At 34.8% G+C, this 17,196-nt stretch carries 20 protein-coding genes, 1 pseudogene and 2 riboswitches; of the genes and pseudogenes, 9 read left to right on the top strand and 12 right to left on the bottom strand.

Annotated features, from left to right (window positions below):
- Window positions 1-23 precede the first annotated feature (23 nt).
- On the top strand, window positions 24-641 hold the full coding sequence (locus tag U860_RS0123360; protein WP_025150399.1) for a hypothetical protein: 618 nt from the start codon (window positions 24-26) through the stop codon (window positions 639-641).
- A gap of 15 nt (window positions 642-656) precedes the next feature.
- Here U860_RS0123360 and U860_RS36600 read toward each other — a convergent pair.
- The 4 genes and pseudogenes from U860_RS36600 to U860_RS0123345 all read right to left on the bottom strand — a co-directional run.
- Window positions 657-809 (bottom strand): annotated as a pseudogene (locus U860_RS36600) (DNA-binding protein); the annotation flags it as partial.
- A gap of 9 nt (window positions 810-818) precedes the next feature.
- Complete coding sequence (locus U860_RS0123355) at window positions 819-1,574, bottom strand: DUF1129 domain-containing protein (protein WP_025150398.1); 756 nt, start codon at window positions 1,572-1,574, stop codon at window positions 819-821.
- A gap of 13 nt (window positions 1,575-1,587) precedes the next feature.
- Window positions 1,588-2,355 (bottom strand): DUF1129 domain-containing protein, encoded by a 768-nt coding sequence (locus U860_RS0123350; RefSeq protein WP_025150397.1) that lies wholly within the window; start codon window positions 2,353-2,355, stop codon window positions 1,588-1,590.
- Window positions 2,355-2,687 (bottom strand): PadR family transcriptional regulator, encoded by a 333-nt coding sequence (locus tag U860_RS0123345; RefSeq protein ID WP_025150396.1) that lies wholly within the window; start codon window positions 2,685-2,687, stop codon window positions 2,355-2,357. Before U860_RS0123345 ends, U860_RS0123350 begins: the two co-directional genes overlap by 1 nt.
- Window positions 2,688-2,884: 197 nt before the next feature.
- On the opposite strand from U860_RS0123345, the gene U860_RS0123340 reads away from it, so the two are divergent.
- Window positions 2,885-3,661, top strand: a complete 777-nt coding sequence (locus U860_RS0123340; protein ID WP_025150395.1) for a 3-hydroxybutyrate dehydrogenase — start codon at window positions 2,885-2,887, stop codon at window positions 3,659-3,661.
- 105 nt (window positions 3,662-3,766) lie between these two features.
- Here U860_RS0123340 and U860_RS0123335 read toward each other — a convergent pair whose 3' ends face one another.
- From U860_RS0123335 to U860_RS0123320, 4 genes are all read right to left on the bottom strand, one after another.
- Window positions 3,767-3,928: a YvrJ family protein gene (locus U860_RS0123335; RefSeq protein ID WP_002173267.1), complete on the bottom strand. Its 162-nt coding sequence runs from the start codon at window positions 3,926-3,928 to the stop codon at window positions 3,767-3,769.
- A gap of 70 nt (window positions 3,929-3,998) precedes the next feature.
- Window positions 3,999-5,057: an S-methyl-5-thioribose-1-phosphate isomerase gene (gene mtnA, locus U860_RS0123330; RefSeq protein WP_025150394.1), complete on the bottom strand. Its 1,059-nt coding sequence runs from the start codon at window positions 5,055-5,057 to the stop codon at window positions 3,999-4,001.
- Window positions 5,054-6,235 (bottom strand): S-methyl-5-thioribose kinase, encoded by a 1,182-nt coding sequence (mtnK, locus tag U860_RS0123325; RefSeq protein ID WP_025150393.1) that lies wholly within the window; start codon window positions 6,233-6,235, stop codon window positions 5,054-5,056. Before mtnK ends, mtnA begins: the two co-directional genes overlap by 4 nt.
- Before the next feature lie 88 nt (window positions 6,236-6,323).
- Window positions 6,324-6,465, bottom strand: a riboswitch (SAM riboswitch).
- Between the two features lie 68 nt (window positions 6,466-6,533).
- Entirely contained in the window at window positions 6,534-7,313 is a 780-nt protein-coding gene (locus tag U860_RS0123320; RefSeq protein ID WP_025150392.1) for a carbon-nitrogen family hydrolase, read from the bottom strand.
- A gap of 99 nt (window positions 7,314-7,412) precedes the next feature.
- Here U860_RS0123320 and U860_RS0123315 point away from each other — a divergent pair, with 99 nt between their 5' ends.
- The 6 genes from U860_RS0123315 to U860_RS0123290 all read left to right on the top strand — a co-directional run bounded on the left by U860_RS0123315 (window position 7,413) and on the right by U860_RS0123290 (window position 12,445).
- Window positions 7,413-8,603: a pyridoxal phosphate-dependent aminotransferase gene (locus tag U860_RS0123315; protein WP_025150391.1), complete on the top strand. Its 1,191-nt coding sequence runs from the start codon at window positions 7,413-7,415 to the stop codon at window positions 8,601-8,603.
- A gap of 52 nt (window positions 8,604-8,655) precedes the next feature.
- A riboswitch (SAM riboswitch) is annotated at window positions 8,656-8,761 on the top strand.
- Between the two features lie 64 nt (window positions 8,762-8,825).
- Window positions 8,826-10,070: a 2,3-diketo-5-methylthiopentyl-1-phosphate enolase gene (mtnW, locus tag U860_RS0123310; protein WP_025150390.1), complete on the top strand. Its 1,245-nt coding sequence runs from the start codon at window positions 8,826-8,828 to the stop codon at window positions 10,068-10,070.
- Window positions 10,067-10,726, top strand: a complete 660-nt coding sequence (locus tag U860_RS0123305) for a 2-hydroxy-3-keto-5-methylthiopentenyl-1-phosphate phosphatase (RefSeq protein ID WP_025150389.1) — start codon at window positions 10,067-10,069, stop codon at window positions 10,724-10,726. The genes mtnW and U860_RS0123305 overlap by 4 nt, the downstream gene beginning before the upstream one ends.
- Window positions 10,723-11,361 (top strand): methylthioribulose 1-phosphate dehydratase, encoded by a 639-nt coding sequence (locus tag U860_RS0123300; RefSeq protein WP_025150388.1) that lies wholly within the window; start codon window positions 10,723-10,725, stop codon window positions 11,359-11,361. The genes U860_RS0123305 and U860_RS0123300 overlap by 4 nt, the downstream gene beginning before the upstream one ends.
- Window positions 11,339-11,851: a cupin domain-containing protein gene (locus U860_RS0123295; protein ID WP_025150387.1), complete on the top strand. Its 513-nt coding sequence runs from the start codon at window positions 11,339-11,341 to the stop codon at window positions 11,849-11,851. Before U860_RS0123300 ends, U860_RS0123295 begins: the two co-directional genes overlap by 23 nt.
- A gap of 318 nt (window positions 11,852-12,169) precedes the next feature.
- Window positions 12,170-12,445 carry a hypothetical protein gene (locus tag U860_RS0123290; protein WP_025150386.1) on the top strand — a complete coding sequence of 92 codons (276 nt, stop codon included), beginning with the start codon at window positions 12,170-12,172 and terminating at the stop codon, window positions 12,443-12,445.
- Window positions 12,446-12,505: 60 nt separating this feature from the next.
- Here the strand turns inward: U860_RS0123290 and U860_RS0123285 are convergent, their stop codons facing one another.
- The 4 genes from U860_RS0123285 to U860_RS0123270 form a co-directional block, all read right to left on the bottom strand.
- Window positions 12,506-12,838: a DUF3909 family protein gene (locus tag U860_RS0123285; protein WP_002173277.1), complete on the bottom strand. Its 333-nt coding sequence runs from the start codon at window positions 12,836-12,838 to the stop codon at window positions 12,506-12,508.
- Window positions 12,839-12,843: 5 nt separating this feature from the next.
- Complete coding sequence (locus U860_RS0123280) at window positions 12,844-13,722, bottom strand: NAD(P)-dependent oxidoreductase (RefSeq protein ID WP_025150385.1); 879 nt, start codon at window positions 13,720-13,722, stop codon at window positions 12,844-12,846.
- Between the two features lie 4 nt (window positions 13,723-13,726).
- The gene (locus U860_RS0123275) at window positions 13,727-14,857 is read right to left on the bottom strand and encodes a serine hydrolase domain-containing protein (protein ID WP_025150384.1); all 1,131 of its coding nucleotides are present in this window, start codon (window positions 14,855-14,857) and stop codon (window positions 13,727-13,729) included.
- A gap of 83 nt (window positions 14,858-14,940) precedes the next feature.
- Window positions 14,941-16,233 (bottom strand): GGDEF domain-containing protein, encoded by a 1,293-nt coding sequence (locus U860_RS0123270; RefSeq protein WP_025150383.1) that lies wholly within the window; start codon window positions 16,231-16,233, stop codon window positions 14,941-14,943.
- 330 nt (window positions 16,234-16,563) lie between these two features.
- On the opposite strand from U860_RS0123270, the gene U860_RS0123265 reads away from it, so the two are divergent.
- Entirely contained in the window at window positions 16,564-17,181 is a 618-nt protein-coding gene (locus tag U860_RS0123265; RefSeq protein WP_025150382.1) for a nitroreductase family protein, read from the top strand.
- Window positions 17,182-17,196 lie beyond the last annotated feature (15 nt).

Below are 17,196 nucleotides of genomic sequence, written 5' to 3'. Positions count from 1 at the left end.
TTTTTCCATTTGAGGTGTTTTCGATGGATCAATATTTAAATATATGTATTTGCATTACCCCAGGAGCTGATATTTCAGACGAACGTATCGCAAAAGATTTAGCTGTCGCAGAATCAATATGGTATCCCATTACATTTCAAATTAAAGATGTAATTGTATTAAACGAGTTATTCCGCTTTACGAATGGAGAAATTAGTTATAAAAACTCTATTCAAAGCCAACCGAAATTATCATCTTTTTTTAATACTTGTATTTCCGAATCCCCAAATTGTGATTTGTACATTTGCTACATCGCTAGTGATTATTTCAAAGAAACGGCAGTAATTGCCTGCGCTTACTCTTTAGCGAAGCAACAGCAACTCACTGGTTATATCGTTTTAACAAACTCAGCTGCTCCACTAAAAAATATATACACCCTCGCTCACGAAATTGGTCATATTTTATTTACAAGGCGGATTCTTGGAAAACTTACGCACGCTGATCCCCATTCTCCAACAGGTTCTGAACATCATCCTTCTCCATCCAACCTTATGTATCCTATAGTCCCCCGCCCTGATCAAGTTCATATCAATTCATTATTAACAAATGAGCAAAAAGCTCTTTCTTTACAAAGTCCTTTATTACACAGAAAAAAACAGTAATAATATTGTTACTGTTTAAAACATCATATTCACATCAACAAAGCAAATGCCGGCTGCCAGAAATAAAAATATACAACTAAAAGTAAACGTAACCCCTCTAAAAATCCCAATATAATATTTCTTTGGAAATATTTTTTTGCATATCTAAAGCAGCCTTTTTCTTATTAAACACCTAATTCACACTTTTTTCTCTTCACTTTTTAAATACCATCTCATTAATCCATATAAACTACCATACATAAGTAAAACCTTTGCAATTCCCCAAAATATATTCCTCTCTTCTAAGTCTTTAAATATAAACATAATTACTAAAGGGACAATTAAGGCAAGAACGCCCATCCAACCAAGAACATACACTTCACCAATAAGAAGTAACAAAAAGATAATTGCGGCTAATATATAAGTTTGTATTGTCGTCAATTGTAAGACATATGTACCGTACCATTTATCAATAAACATCAATAATACTAATAATAGAATAGGGACCATCACTATCATATAAATAATTCCGAACTCTACTAACTTACTTTTAAAAGAAGACATTCTAAACGCAACAATCGTTCCGACGATCGTAATCATTAATACGATTGGATAACCAATTAATTGTACATTAGTTAGTGTAAATTGCTGATTTGGATTATTAAACAAAATATGAGTTAATAACCAATACCCACCAACACCAATTATCATTGCAAGAATACTTTTTATACTCCCGCTTTTATCCTTCTCCATCTCTTTCGCTAACTCTTCCGCATATGCTTTTGGTGAATCACCAAATATATCACTTACCGTCTTACCCTCTTTCTCACCTTCTATTAAATGAAGCTCTGCATCTTCTAGAAAAGCATCCACATCTTCTTCTTTAATTCCCTTCGTTATTAAATACACTTTCGTATCGATTAAAAACTTTTCCCCTTCTTTAGAAACTTGCATCATAACCCCTCCCTTATTTGACCGTCTCTCTTTTATTCGCCTTCATCATAATTTCAAGGAACATTAAAACAAATAAACTTCCGTATAAACATATAATTTGAAATAACATTGGAATTAGTTCTTCTGATGTAAATATTTTAAAAACTAACATAATAGAAAGTGGAATGATTAAGTATAAATTTTTAAACCATCCTTCAAAATATACATTTATAACTACCGTGATAATAAAAATTATCCCAGCCAATATATAACTTTGTACTAGAGTGAACATAAACATCGGTGTAGGATATATCACATCTAATATAGTAACTACTCCTAATAAAAACATTGGCGCTATCATTACTAAAAACCACATAGAAAACCAGCTTTTTGTAAAACCTGTCAAAAAGGTCATTTTACGAAGTAGAAAATTAGGAGCTATAATAGCTAGAATCAATGTAAGGCTATATCCAACACATTGAATAAACGAAATCTGTGGACTCCCATTATTGACTACTAGAATAGAAGCGATAATCCAAAACGCAACGATATTCATTACCGTATAGCCAATTTGCTTCCACGTTTCCTGTCTATCCTTTTCCATCACTTTTACAAGTTCATTTGCGTATTCTTTCGGTGAACTTCCAAAAATGTCTACTACACTTTTCCCATCACTCTCACCTTCAATTAAATGGAGTTCTGCATCTTCTAAAAAATTATGAACATCACTTTCTTTCACACCCTTTGCAGTCAAAAATAATCTCATATCTAATAAAAACTTGCGTGCTTCATTTGATAGCATTATTTTCTGCTCCTCTTCCCTTCCAGTAGACGCTCTACACTACTTTGCATCGCTTCCCAGCGATCCATAAATTCATCTAGTGCTTCTTCGCCTTTTTCTGTTAATATATAATATTTTCGCTTTGGGCCAGATGGAGATTCCTTCATTACACTTGTTATTAATCCTTCCTTTTGCATTCGTATTAATAACGGATAAATACTTCCCTCACTTGCCATTGTGAAACCATATTTCGCTAGTTTTTCACTCATTTCATAACCGTATATTTCACCTTCAGAAATAATAGCAAGGAGGCAACCTTCTAAAATCCCTTTTAGCATTTGACTTGTCGACATAATTCAAATCCTCCCACTATCTTGTTTTACAAGATAGCTAACGACATTATTTCCAAATGTTTGCAGGAATTTCATTATCACTTCTCTAAATAGAGCAATAAGAGAACTATTTACCCGCTATTTGTGGGCTAATAATCAGTGCGGGATGCCCTCCACTGATTAAAATTTCACTTTATTATGAAGGAGTGTTTTTCATCATGGTTACAAAGCGAGTTGTTTTTTTAACAGGTGCTGCGAGCGGTATTGGTTATGAAATGGGAAATGCTTTCGCAAAAGAAGGTGCAAAAGTTGTCATTAGTGATCGCCTTGAAGATCGTGCAAAAGAAGCTGCTGAACAATTGCAAAAAGAAGGTTTTCAAGCTATCGGTTTAAAATGTGACGTTACCTCCGAAGAAGAAATTGCAGCAGCAATTTCTCAAACAGTTACTCATTTCGGTTCATTAGATATATTAATTAATAACGCCGGAATGCAACATGTCTCACCAATTGAAGATTTTCCAACGGATAAGTTTGAACTTCTTATTAAAATTATGCAGATTGCTCCGTTTATCGCAATTAAGCATGCCTTTCCTATTATGAAGAACCAAAAATATGGGCGAATTATTAATATTGCTTCTATTAACGGCCTTATCGGATTTGCTGGAAAAGCTGCTTATAATAGTGCGAAACACGGAGTAATTGGATTAACAAAAGTGGCTGCTTTAGAGGGAGCAACTCATGGAATTACTGTAAATGCTCTTTGCCCTGGATATGTTGATACCCCCCTTGTACGCAATCAACTACAAGACTTAGCAACTACACGGAATGTACCACTTGAAAATGTTTTAGAAGCTGTCATTTATCCACTCGTACCACAGAAAAGATTGTTACAAGTACAAGAAATTGCTGATTATGCTATATTTTTAGCTGGTGAAAAAGCAAAAGGTATAACTGGTCAAGCTGTCGTTATCGACGGTGGTTATACTGCTCAATAAGAGAAATAACGTGAAACTTTAATCAGTGAGGATTTTGTCCATCCTCACTGATTATTATCCCGTACATAGCGGGATAAAGTTTGCTCACAAAGAGCAAACTTTATTCTATTTTCTATCGCGAGGATCTTCATACTTTAGTAATTGTTGCGGGAGTTTTTCAATTGCAACAATTACTCCATCTAATTTACTTTCAATACGATGTAGTAAATATAATGTTACAACAATCGGAAACCCCACATTACCTATCATCGAGATCCACTCTTCCATCCTTCTCTCCTCCCTTCATTACATAAATAAGGGAAAAAGAAAACTTTAGGCATAAAAAAACAAGCTATTATTAATTAGCTTGTTTTTTAAATAATGACATAATTTCATCTTTATAATCCCCTCTTAAAATACCCTTCTCAGTAATAATACCTGTAATTAATTCATGTGGTGTCACGTCAAATGCAGGATTAAATACAGGAGTACCTATTGGCGCCACTTGTTTCCCAAAAATTTTCGTAACTTCTGTTTCGTCTCTTTCTTCAATGACAATTTCAGCACCTGTTTGTTTCGTAATATCAAATGTAGATAACGGAGCTGCAACATAAAATGGGATACCGAAATACTTTGCTAATATAGCTAAATTTAATGTTCCTATTTTATTAGCAGTATCACCATTTTCAACGATTCGATCTGCCCCTACGATAATTGCATTAATTTCTTTCGTTCGAATTGCATGAGCTGCCGTATTATCCGTAATAAGCGTTACATCAATGTTTGCTTGCTCTAATTCCCATGTCGTTAAACGACCACCTTGTAACACTGGTCTCGTTTCACACGCATACGCATGTAAATGCACACCTTTCTCTTTCCCAATATAAAACGGTGCTAATGCGGTACCATATCTAGCAGTTGCAATACTCCCTGCATTACAAATTGTTAAAATTTTATCACCGTCTTTAAAACATGTTAAACCATGTTCTCCAATACTTCGGCACACCTCTTCATCCTCTTGCTGAATGCGAAGCGCTTCGTCTTCTAATATTTTTTGTGCTTCTTTTATTGTAGCAATCTCTCGAATAGATTCTCTCATACGATCGATTGCCCAAAATAAATTCACTGCCGTCGGACGTGATGTCCCTAAATAATTACAATCTCTATTAAACTTCTTTTGAAATTCATCGATATTTGGCGTATTGTATTTCTTTGCCGCAAGTGCCAAACCAAACGCAGCTACAATTCCAATTGCAGGTGCTCCGCGTACTTCTAACATAATGATGCTTTTCCATACCTCTTCAATAGTCGTTAATGTTTTGTATTCAGTGACATGCGGTAGTTTGGTTTGATTTAATACCGCAATGGCATCGCCTTTCCAACTTATAGATCTCGGAACAGTAATAATTGTACTCATGCCTTTATGCCTCCTGAAACTGTATGTTGAAATAATGTTCGAAACAGTTGAATATCTGCGCTCTTTGATTCATATTTTAATAGTTCTTTTCCTAAGTAAAGTGCTTGTTTCTTAGCTTGGATTCTTCTTTCTTTATCTGCTATTTCATCTAAATCAGCTACATGCGCTAAGCCAATTGTTCTACGAATAAGTTCACATCCGGCAAATCCAACAGCATCACTAAAAATGTTTTGCAAAATAATTGGTAACCATTGCTTTTCTTTCGTATATGCTTCTACACCTTCTCCAATCCATAACTTCGTAAAAGCCTCTACAAAATAACTCCATGTCTTCTCTATATGGAAAAACAACACATTTCTTTTTTCCTCTTCTCGCGATAACGCATTTAACAATAAATTTGCAATAAATTGACCTAAATCAAATCCAAACGGGCCATAAGTTGCGAACTCTGGATCAATTATTTTCGTTTCAGCAGGTGATGAAAAAATACTACCAGTATGTAAATCCCCATGAATGAGCGCTTCTTTTCTCGTTAAGAACTTATATTTATGCTGCGCTACTTTTAATTTTAAAGTTTTGTCACTCCAAAGTTCATCAACTACTAGTTTCAAATCTGGCTCATAATCATTCGTATCATAATGACCAAATGGATCTGTAAACACTAAATCTTCTGTAATTTTACAAAGATCAGGATTAACAAATGTGCCATCCAACACTCTTTTCTCTTCTGAGCGTAAGCCGAAATCTGAAGTATAAAATAAAACATGTGCTAGAAAACGACCGATATGCTGGGATAAAAGCGGATACTCTTCTCCGTCTATTAATCCTTTTCTTGTAATTGTCAACCTTGATAGATCTTCTATTACTGTTACTGCCAGCTTCTCATCATGACTGTATACTTCTGGAACGTATTCCGGTACATACTTCGCAAAAATTTGCAGTGCTTTACTTTCAATTGTCGCTCTTTTTATAGACAGTGGCCAGCTCTCACCAACTACTTTTGCATATGGAAGTGCTTGTTTTATTATAATCGTCTTCTCTCCATCATCTAATTTGAAGACGTAATTTAAATTGCCATCCCCAATTTCATAGCAGACTACAGTTGCTTTCTTTTCAAAATATCCATGTTCTTTTGCGTATTGCACAGCTGTTTCTTCTGTTAATGAATAATATCCCACCGTCTTCTCCTCCTTTAAATTCAGAGGTTTTTCAACATAAGAAAAACCTCTTTCCACGAAGAAAGAGGTTTGAAGTTTATCTTCTCCCCTCTTATCTGCCAGAAAGTTTACTTTCTGCTGGAATTAGCACCGTGCCTTTTTGGCGTAATAAACGCCCCATTTCACAATGGTATTACGGTCGGTTGCTGGGCTTCATCGGGCCAAATCCCTCCACCTGCTCTTGATAAGAGTTGTATTTTTTGAATTTTCAACTTTATGATGAAGACTATACCAAGAATAAAAATCACTTGTCAACATTTTATTTGTATAATTCTGGACGGCGATCAGCAAACACTGGAATTCCTTTACGTACTTCTTTAATTTTCTCGAGTTTAAGCTCTCCAAATAAAATAGATTCCTCTTCACTTGCCTCTACAACAACTTCACCCCAAGGATCCACAATTAAAGAATGACCTGCAAACTCATTATTCGGATCCTTTCCTGCTCTATTACACGCCACAACATAACACTGGTTTTCAACTGCTCTCGCTTGCAAAAGCAAGCGCCAATGTGCTAAACGGGCTAACGGCCACTCTGCTACAACAAATAAAACTTTTGCGCCTTTAGCAGTATGAACACGCATCCACTCTGGAAAACGAATGTCATAGCAAATTGCTCCCGCGCACTCTACATCATCTAGCGTAAATTCACCTGTTCCATTACCAGCGATTAAATACTTATGTTCATCCATAAGCTGAAATAAATGCACTTTACTGTATTCATTTACTAGCTGCCCTTCGCGATTTAAAACATACATCGTATTTGTAACACCTTGCTTCGTTTGCTTTGCTATAGAACCACTAACAATATGTACACCATATTGTTTTGACCATTCTTTCAACATATCTTTCGTTTCCAATCCATTCCTATCCGCAATCTCAGAAAGCCTCGTTAAATCATAACCTGTTGTCCATAATTCTGGCAGTACAATAACATCTGGCTGTTCTTTCATAGCTTCGCTTATTTGTTTTTTTGCATTTTCAATATTCTTTTCCACATCCCCAAATGCGATATCCATTTGAATACATGCGACTTTCATTTTGTCAGCCCCATTCATTATTTTTTTCTTTACAAAATACTGGAAAGATTATATCATTTGTCACTAGAATTGTAACAACTTTCAAAAGAGGTGGAAAGTATGAAAAATTTTCAACCTTCCGAGGTAGTAACATCATTGCCGACACAATTTTTCGCTTCACTTGTTGCAAAAGTTAACAAAGTCGTTGCAGCTGGTCACGATGTTATTAATCTAGGCCAAGGAAATCCAGATCAACCAACACCGTCGCATATCGTAAAGGCTTTACAAGATGCGGCAGAAAAGACCCTTCATCATAAATATCCGCCATTTCGCGGACATGAAAGCTTAAAAGAAGCCGTTGCCACGTTTTATGAACGTGAATACGGAGTGACAGTAAATCCCGCTACTGAAGTCGCTATTTTATTTGGCGGAAAAGCTGGACTCGTTGAATTACCACTTTGTTTTACAAACCCTGGTGATACTATTCTCGTTCCAGATCCAGGGTATCCAGATTATTTATCTGGTGTTTCTTTAGCAAAAGCACACTTTGAAATAATGCCACTTGTCTCAGAAAATAATTTTTTACCGGACTATTCAAAAATAGATGACTCTATTGCCAAACAAACAAAGTTAATGTTTTTGAACTACCCTAATAATCCAACTGGGGCTGTAGCATCAAAAGAATTCTTTGATGAAACAATTCATTTCGCTAATAAGCATAATATATTAGTTGTTCACGATTTTGCATACGGTGCTATCGGATTTGACGGAAAAAAGCCCGTTAGTTTCTTGCAAGCAGACGGCGCCAAAGATACCGGCATTGAAATCTACACTTTATCAAAAACTTTCAATATGGCCGGATGGCGTATCGCTTTTGCTGTTGGCAATGAAAGTGTCATTGAAACGATTAACTTATTACAAGATCATATGTATGTTAGTATTTTTGGAGCTGTACAAGAAGCTGCCCGTGAGGCTCTATTAAGCTCGCAGTCTTGTGTAGTAGAACTTGTAAATTGTTATGAATCTCGAAGAAATGCTCTTATTAAAGCTTGTCATTCAATCGGATGGAATGTAACTATTCCAAAAGGATCATTCTTTGCATGGCTTCCTGTCCCAGAAGGTTTCACTTCTGAACAATTTGCTGATATGTTACTTGAAGAGGCCCATGTCGCTGTTGCCCCTGGTGTTGGATTCGGTGAACATGGCGAAGGTTATGTTCGTGTCGGTCTATTACATACGGAGGAACGATTGCAAGAAGCCATTAATCGAATCGATAAATTAAAAATTTTCAAAAAATCATTGACAACATAAAAGATATCTGACAAAATTCAGATATCATAAAAATTTAAACATTTCTAAATACTTCTTATCAAGAGCAGGTGGAGGGACGAGCCCGACGAAGCCCGGCAACCGATCTACAATTGTAGACACGGTGCTAATTCTCGCAGCGTTACGCTGACAGATAAGGAGCTGGTTGTAAAAAAACCTCTCCTTAGCTGAGAGGTTTTTTTATTTAACTAGGAGGTTATAACAATGAGCGGAATTATAGCGACATATTTAATCCATGATGATTCTCACAACTTAGAAAGAAAAGCGGAACAAATTGCAATTGGTTTAACAATTGGTTCATGGACTCATTTACCACACTTATTACAAGAACAATTAAAACAACATAAAGGGAATGTCATTCATATAAAAGAATTAGACGAACAAGAACATATAAACTCTTATCTTGCTAAAAAGGTAACACGTGGAATTATTAAAATTCATTATCCATCACTGAACTTCAGCCCAGACTTACCAGCCATTTTGACAACAACGTTTGGAAAACTATCGCTAGATGGTGAAATTAAACTAATAGATTTAACATTCTCAGACGAATTAAAAAAACAGTTCCCTGGACCGAAATTTGGAATTGATGGTATTCGAAACCTGTTACAAGTTCAAGATCGCCCTCTTCTAATGAGTATTTTTAAAGGGATGATAGGCCGTAATATTGGATATTTAAAAACACAACTGCGCGATCAAGCAATTGGTGGGCTAGATATTGTAAAAGACGATGAAATCTTATTTGAAAATTCATTAACACCACTTACGAAAAGAATCGAATGTGGAAAAGAAGTATTACAATCTGTATATGAAACATACGGTCATAAAACTATGTATGCGGTAAATTTAACAGGACGAACTTATGATTTAAAAGAAAATGCGAAACGTGCAGTGGTAGCTGGAGCGGACATTCTTTTATTCAATGTATTTTCTTACGGGCTAGATGTACTGCAATCACTTGTAGAAGATGATGAAATTCCAATTCCTATTATGGCACACCCTGCTGTAAGTGGCGCTTACGCTTCATCGAAACTATACGGATTCTCTTCTCCATTACTACTTGGAAAATTACTACGTTACGCTGGTGCTGATTTCTCTTTATTCCCATCACCATACGGTAGTGTTGCATTAGAAAAGGAAGAAGCTCTTCTTATTACAAAAAAATTGACTGAAGAAGACACGTTTTTCAAGCAAAGCTTTCCTGTTCCATCTGCTGGAATTCATCCTGGTTTCGTTCCCTTTATCCTTCGTGATTTTGGTAAGGATGTTGTTATTAACGCTGGTGGTGGTATACATGGCCACCCAAATGGAGCACAGGGCGGCGGAAAGGCTTTCCGAGCAGCAATTGAAGCTACTTTGCAAAACATTCCACTCCATGAAGTAGATGAGATTAATTTGCAAAGTGCGCTACAAATATGGGGAAATCCATCTTATGAGGTGAAATTATGAGTATTCAAGTGTTTTGTGATTTCGATGGTACGATCACAAATAATGATAATATCATGTCCATCATGGAACATTTCGCACCATCAGAAGCTGAGGGAATAAAAGAAAGAATTTTATCACAAGAACTTTCTATTCAAGAAGGTGTTTCTCAATTATTTAAATTATTACCTACCACTTTACACAACGACATTATTAAGCATCTAAAAGAAACAGCGGAAATTCGTGCTGGCTTTAAAGAATTTATACAATTTGCAAATAAAAACAACATTTCTTTTTATGTTATTTCTGGCGGGATGGATTTCTTCGTCTATCCACTCTTACAAGGAATAGTCCCTAAAGATCAAATTTATTGTAATGCAACTGATTTTTCAGGAGATTATGTTGAAGTGAAATGGCCTCATCCTTGTGATGAACAATGTCATCATAGTTGTGGTCTCTGTAAATCATCATTGATTCGTAAACTAAGCTCTACAGATGATTTTCATATTGTAATAGGGGATTCCATTACTGATTTACAAGCAGCAAAACAAGCCGATAAAGTATTCGCTCGCGACTTCCTTATTACGAAATGTGAAGAGAATCATATTGCTTATACACCATTTGAAACGTTTTACGATATTCAATCTGAGTTACAACATTTGTTGGAGGTGAAATCATGAAACAACTTTTTCGTCAATGGTATGACTTAAGCGAAGTAAAAAAAGAATTAACAACTCGAAATTGGTTTCCAGCAACCAGTGGCAATATTTCTATAAAAGTCAGTCATGATCCGCTTACTTTTCTTATTACAGCAAGTGGTAAAGATAAAACAAAAACCACTCCAGATGATTTTCTATTAGTAAATCATCAAGGAGTTCCCGTTTTAGAAACTGAGTTACGCCCTTCAGCAGAAACAATATTACATACACATATTTATAATAACACGAACGCTGGGTGCGTCCTTCATGTTCATACAACCGATAACAATGTCATCACAAATTTGTATAGCGATACAGTGTCCCTTCGAAACCAAGAAATCATTAAAGCTCTTGATATTTGGGAAGAAGGTGCAACGATTAACATCCCTATTATCGAAAATGATGCTCATATCCCAACACTTGGAGAGAAATTCCGAACACATATACACGGGGATTCAGGAGCAGTATTAATTCGAAACCATGGCATTACCGTATGGGGGCGAGATAGCTTTGATGCAAAGAAAAGATTAGAAGCTTATGAGTTTTTATTCCAATTCCATATAAAACTATTATCAATTCAAGGAGGCGTTTCTAATGGCGCAAATTCGTATTCATGAAGTAAATGTTCGTATTGAAAATGAAGTGGAAGTATCAAGTTTTCTACAAGGAGAAGGTGTTTTATATGAGAAATGGAATATTTCTAAACTTCCTACTCATTTAAAAGAAACTTACTCCTTAACAGATGAAAACAAAGCTGAAATATTAACATTGTTTTCAAAAGAAATTGCTGATGTTTCAGAGCGCCGAGGTTATAAAGCTCATGATGTAATTTCACTTTCAAGTAGCACACCTAACCTTGACGAGTTATTAATTAATTTTCAAAAAGAACACCATCATACTGACGATGAAGTTCGCTTTATTGTCAGTGGTCATGGCATCTTTGCTATTGAAGGAAAAGATGGTCGATTCTTTGATGTTGAACTTGAACCTGGTGATCTTATATCTGTTCCTGAAAATGCAAGGCATTATTTTACCTTGCAAGATGATCGCCAAGTTGTAGCTATTCGTATTTTTGTTACAACAGAAGGTTGGGTTCCAATTTATTAAGGTAGTTGGTTGAATAAAAGGATTTGGACCCCCTTTTCCACCCTTTTATTCACTCTACATATATACATCCTCCTATGGAACAGGCTTATTTCATAAAAATGAAGTAAGCCTGATTTTTTATTTACTAAAAGGATTTGTCCCTTTCGTTTGCATATATCAAATCTCCTGATCATAATTCCACTTTATCAAGTGCATTTCTCAACACTTTTTGAACATTTATTGAACTTTTTTTGAATCTTTTCTGAAAATTCTGTTTTATATATGATATACTACAACTAATAAGAAGGAAAAGAATCTTGCAAACAGAGGGGGATAATCATGAGTTTACTTATCGCACTTATACTAGGAGTTTCATGCGGAGCTATTCCTGTCATTTTAGGAGCTATTATGGAAGAGTTAGAAGTTGGGGTTTTAGGTTTTGTCGCATCTTGTGTAAGCGCTTTATTGTTTGGTTTGTACGGTGCTATTCCTGTTTCTATTCTGTGCGCATTTTATATATTACGTCATGCTCGCACAAAACAGTTTGGTCCTAATCACATTGCACAAGTTATTCCATTCCCAATTGAACGATGCCGTCGTGCTTCCAGCTTATAATTATACAACTTAAATATTTTACCTGCCTATATAAATAAAAAGTCCTCAAATGAGGACTTTTTATTTATTCTCTTCTAGAAATTGAAACAATTCTTGTAGATGCAGTGCCTCTTCACTATAGCTAACAGATACATGACATGTACCTTCAATTTCAGCGTGCATATAAAGATCAATTCCATCCCGATCATACTTCAATGCCAAATAAAACTCCATTTCTTCTAACATCTTTTTTGAAGTTCGAATAACATAATGCCCTTTTTCATCTCGTCCATATTCGAAATTTGGTTCAAAATCATATTTTTGTTTAAAAGCCTCTTTTTGCTTGCCATTAATCTGTACACAAGTTGCTCGCTGCACAGCATCAATCATCGTATCAAACTTTTGAAGATCCATCTCATTTACCCCCTTGTATACTTTTTGTATAATACTTGTGTTCCGCTATTCTCTTCTCCATCTTCCATTAACTCTTCATACAATTCCTTTGCTAAGCTTAAACCCGGTACTGGTAATTGTAATTTTTCAGCCTCATCTAAAGCAATCTTCATATCTTTCATAAAATGCTTTACATAAAAACCAGGTTCAAAATCTCCCTTTAACATTCGCGGTGCTAAATTACTTAATGACCAACTACCTGCTGCCCCTGTTGAAATACTCTCTAATACTTTATCTGCATTAAGTCCAGCCTTTTTTGCATAAGCTACTGCTTCACATACCCCTATCATGTTAGAAGCAATTGCAATTTGATTACACATTTTTGTATGCTGCCCACTCCCAGCTGGTCCTTGCAACTGAATATTTGTTCCTAGTTTTTCAAATAGAGGTAAGCATCTATCATATATTTCTTTCTCTCCACCTACCATAATTGCTAGTCTTGCTTCTTTAGCCCCTACATCTCCCCCAGATACAGGTGCATCTAATGTATATACGTTCTTATTTTTCGCAACTTCATTAATACGTTTTGCTAATGTTGGTGTAGATGTCGTAAAGTCAATCGCTATCGTACCTTCATTTGCATGTTCTAAAATTCCATCTATCCCAAAGTATACTTCTTCTACATCGTGAGGATATCCAACCATCGTCATAACAACATCAACTTGCTTTACTAACGCTTTCGGTGTATCACACCAAGTCGCACCCTCTTGTACTAAAGAATCCGCTTTTTCCTTCGTTCTATTATATACATATACTTTATAACCATTTTGCATTAAATGGTGGACCATGCTTTTTCCCATCACACCAATACCAATGAAACCTACTGATACATTTTTATATTCCATCTTCTCATCCCCTTTGTTCTAATAAATCATTTACCATCTTTCGAAATTCCTTATTAAAATCATCATCTATACCATTTTTCACATTTGAAAATAAAATAACAAACGTTCCTTTTTCTTTATTGAAATTGTTAAACGTATTCCAGCCAGATAGTACACCATGATTATGGAAATAATCCGGATATATGTAAAAACTAAATGCATATTTTTTCTCTGCAGATGGTGTAAACATCGCTTGTATACTTTGTTGTGAAAGAAGCTTGCCATTTATAATCGCTTCGTCTAATTTTTTCATATCCCCCACTGTCGTATACATCTCACCACAGCCATATAACCAGGCCATATTTAATGGTTTTACAGGCTCAAGCTCTTGATTATTCTTTACATAACCCTTTGTGAAATTTTGATCTCCAGGTACCATATTCCCCATACCTGATTCATGCATCTCCGCCTTCGCAAATATATTTTCCTTTACATAATCCCCTAGAGGCTTTTTCGTAATATTTTCTATAATATAAGCGAGCACCATATAATTATAATCCGTATACATCCATCCAGTTCCTGGCTGAAACTCTAATTTCTGACTTCCAATCCAATTTATTAAATGTATACGTGAAGCTGCATTAACTTTTCCTTTTCCTTTTCCCGGTAAACCTGATGTATGCGTTAATAAATGATATAAAGTAATATTTTTATCTGCTGGAAATGAAGGAATATATTTATTTACATTGTCTTGAATGTTTAATTTCCCTTGTTCTTGTAATTGTAAAATAGATGTAGCAACAACTGTTTTCGTAATAGAACCGATACGATATTTTGTTTGTGGCGTATTTTCTATTTTATTTTGAACATCCGCATATCCATATCCTTTATTCAATATAACATGCTCTTTATCTGTCACCAAGACTGTTCCATTAAATTGCTTTCCTACCAAATATTCATCCAACTTTTGGGATATCCTAGCATAATCAATTTTCGGTTCTTCTTTTTCTTCTGTACTCCCCTGTACTTTTGACCCAATAGCAGGCGTTACTTTAGAAGTTAATACTTTTTGTTCCTTTTGGCTATAAAGAAAATAAAATACTCCGCCACAAATAATAGCGCATACCGAAGCCATAATCATTATTTTTTTCATCATATACTTCCTCCGTTATTACAAATACTACCCTTCATTCTATTATCCGGCAATAAAAAAAAATCGCAACAATTTGTTGCGAAAAATCACATTTTTTCTTTTCTATATATACACACTTGATTTTTCCCATTTTTTTTCGCTTCATATAATGCAATATCCGCTCTTTGCATTAATTCTTCTCTTGTAATCCCTTGCTCATATAACGCAACACCAAAACTTGCTGTTAATTTCGAAATTCCAGAGAATTGTTTTGTTTCAATGAAAAATCGCAATGATTCCGCAACTTGAAAAGCTTCTTTTTCTACCGTATTTGTCACTAATATTATGAATTCCTCTCCTCCCCATCTTGCAAATATATGTTGATGTTCAACTTTAGATTTCATAAGATCTGCAAGTTGTATTAATGCTAAATCGCCAAAATCATGACCATATGTGTCATTTACTGTTTTAAAATTATCTATATCAAACAAAATAAGTGCAATTTTTTCATCCTTACGTATTCCATTCTCCCACTCTGTCTCCAATATTTGTTGGAATTTTAAACGATTATATATTTCTGTCAATGAATCTATCATAGCCAATCTTTCTTGCTCTTGATAGATTTCATCTAATTCTGTAATCTCTGTGCACTTCACTACAAATCGTGATAAATCTTCTGGCAATTGTGTCGCACGTAATAAAAAGGTAGACACTTCTCCTTCATAATTGTACATCTTAATTCTTCTTCCATTTAATAAAGTATCATCCAGCCATGTTATATCGTGAGTCGTCGAATAATAGCCATTCTCTCTAATAAGATGTTCTGCAAAGACTAAATGCTGTTCGCGATATGAAAATAAATTTTCATAACCGAAAAATTCCAAGAAATTTGTATTACAATCAACAATTTCATCATCTTCTACTATAAATAATAAATCATTTTGAAAATCAAACATCATTTGAAGTAATTCTTGTTGTAAACTTACTTGTCGTACTAAAGAAAGCTGATACAAACTCTTATTTACTTCCTCAAGTACCACTTGTGGAGTTACTGGTGCTATAACAATATTACGTATTCCTAACATAAGTAAATCTGCAAATTCATTGTTTATCTGTTGATCCCAAATGACAATGAATGCACTCTTCGGATCATATATATTCTTTATATATTTTATTTGAGCAAAATCTGTTACATACAGAATTACAATATGCGGTCTAGTTCTATGAAATAATATTTCTCCTTCTTCAAAACTATTTGCTATAAACATACATTTTGGATGGACATTTTCTAGCGTTTGTTGATGTGTACATCCATCTTCTATATAAAGGACATTCAACTGAAGATCTTGTAATACATTTTGGAAAACAGTATTCTCTAATAAAAAACGTAGTATGTTCATCACTAGTCTTCACTCACTTCATATGTCTTGTTCTACTGAATTCCTCACAATCATTTTATAAAGGATTGTTCCAAAAAAAATCCGATTAGTGAGGGATACATATTAACAAGCTAATTGAGAATGTTATCTGCGCTTATCTACTCTGGAAATTCCTTTTTTAGTGTATGATTATATGAAGTGTATCGTTTGTATGAATGCCCTACCTTATTGTTTAAAACTTGACAATTAAAATAAAGATATTATATCCTTAAATTCGATAACTTACAAAATGTAAGTAGAACATATTATATGTATTTTTATTAAGTTGATATGTAATTTGGAGGATATATAATGACAAACAATGATTTTTTTAACGTTTTATATGAACGCACATCTACACGTGCATTCAACCCTGAAAAAGAAATTTCATCTACAGAACTACACGATATTTTAAAAGCAGCTGCACAAGCACCTTCTGCTTGGAACTTACAACACTGGAAATTCCTTATTTTCCAAGGAGAAGATGTACAAAAACGATTACATCCAATTGCTTATAACCAACAACAAATTCTTGATGCTTCTGCCGTAGTCGCTATTTTAGGTGATTTAGAAGCTTATAAAAATATTGAACCTGTTTATGGCCCAATTGTAGAACAAGGATTTATGAAAAAAGAAGCAAAAGAGCGCTTAGCTACAAATATTGAATCTGCATATAATCGTGAGCAATATCCGCGAGATGCTGCCTTTTCAAATGCAGCTTTAGCAGCAATGCAACTTATGCTTGCAGCTAAAGCAACTGGCTGGGATACTTGCGCAATTGGTGGTTTCAACTCACAAGCATTAATGGAAGAATTCAATGTTTCATCTCGTTACGTACCAATTATGCTTATTACAATTGGTGAATCAACTTTAAAGGGTCACCCTGCACCACGCATGAGCGTCGAGCAAGTAAGTGAATGGGCGAAGTAATAAAAAACGAAGGTA

Source organism: Bacillus sp. H1a (assembly GCF_000633475.1).
GTDB classification, from domain to species: domain Bacteria; phylum Bacillota; class Bacilli; order Bacillales; family Bacillaceae_G; genus Bacillus_A; species Bacillus_A paramycoides.
The sequence above is the reverse complement of the archived record's forward strand: the minus strand, read 5'-3'. Positions and strand labels throughout refer to the sequence as shown.

What these genes read in the sequence shown, in the direction of transcription:
- U860_RS0123305 (WP_025150389.1), top strand. Translation starts at nt 10,067, where the DNA reads ATGAGTATTCAAGTGTTTTGTGATTTCGATGGTACGATCACAAATAAT.
- U860_RS0123335 (WP_002173267.1), bottom strand. Translation starts at nt 3,928, where the DNA reads ATGGAAGAGTGGATCTCGATGATAGGTAATGTGGGGTTTCCGATTGTT.
- U860_RS0123280 (WP_025150385.1), bottom strand. Translation starts at nt 13,722, where the DNA reads ATGGAATATAAAAATGTATCAGTAGGTTTCATTGGTATTGGTGTGATG.
- U860_RS0123270 (WP_025150383.1), bottom strand. Translation starts at nt 16,233, where the DNA reads ATGAACATACTACGTTTTTTATTAGAGAATACTGTTTTCCAAAATGTA.
- U860_RS0123315 (WP_025150391.1), top strand. Translation starts at nt 7,413, where the DNA reads ATGAAAAATTTTCAACCTTCCGAGGTAGTAACATCATTGCCGACACAA.
- mtnW (WP_025150390.1), top strand. Translation starts at nt 8,826, where the DNA reads ATGAGCGGAATTATAGCGACATATTTAATCCATGATGATTCTCACAAC.
- U860_RS0123350 (WP_025150397.1), bottom strand. Translation starts at nt 2,355, where the DNA reads ATGCTATCAAATGAAGCACGCAAGTTTTTATTAGATATGAGATTATTT.
- U860_RS0123290 (WP_025150386.1), top strand. Translation starts at nt 12,170, where the DNA reads ATGAGTTTACTTATCGCACTTATACTAGGAGTTTCATGCGGAGCTATT.
- U860_RS0123355 (WP_025150398.1), bottom strand. Translation starts at nt 1,574, where the DNA reads ATGCAAGTTTCTAAAGAAGGGGAAAAGTTTTTAATCGATACGAAAGTG.
- U860_RS0123275 (WP_025150384.1), bottom strand. Translation starts at nt 14,857, where the DNA reads ATGATGAAAAAAATAATGATTATGGCTTCGGTATGCGCTATTATTTGT.
- U860_RS0123320 (WP_025150392.1), bottom strand. Translation starts at nt 7,313, where the DNA reads ATGAAAGTCGCATGTATTCAAATGGATATCGCATTTGGGGATGTGGAA.
- mtnA (WP_025150394.1), bottom strand. Translation starts at nt 5,057, where the DNA reads ATGAGTACAATTATTACTGTTCCGAGATCTATAAGTTGGAAAGGCGAT.
- U860_RS0123285 (WP_002173277.1), bottom strand. Translation starts at nt 12,838, where the DNA reads ATGGATCTTCAAAAGTTTGATACGATGATTGATGCTGTGCAGCGAGCA.
- U860_RS0123265 (WP_025150382.1), top strand. Translation starts at nt 16,564, where the DNA reads ATGACAAACAATGATTTTTTTAACGTTTTATATGAACGCACATCTACA.
- U860_RS0123340 (WP_025150395.1), top strand. Translation starts at nt 2,885, where the DNA reads ATGGTTACAAAGCGAGTTGTTTTTTTAACAGGTGCTGCGAGCGGTATT.
- U860_RS0123300 (WP_025150388.1), top strand. Translation starts at nt 10,723, where the DNA reads ATGAAACAACTTTTTCGTCAATGGTATGACTTAAGCGAAGTAAAAAAA.
- U860_RS0123295 (WP_025150387.1), top strand. Translation starts at nt 11,339, where the DNA reads ATGGCGCAAATTCGTATTCATGAAGTAAATGTTCGTATTGAAAATGAA.
- U860_RS0123360 (WP_025150399.1), top strand. Translation starts at nt 24, where the DNA reads ATGGATCAATATTTAAATATATGTATTTGCATTACCCCAGGAGCTGAT.
- U860_RS0123345 (WP_025150396.1), bottom strand. Translation starts at nt 2,687, where the DNA reads ATGTCGACAAGTCAAATGCTAAAAGGGATTTTAGAAGGTTGCCTCCTT.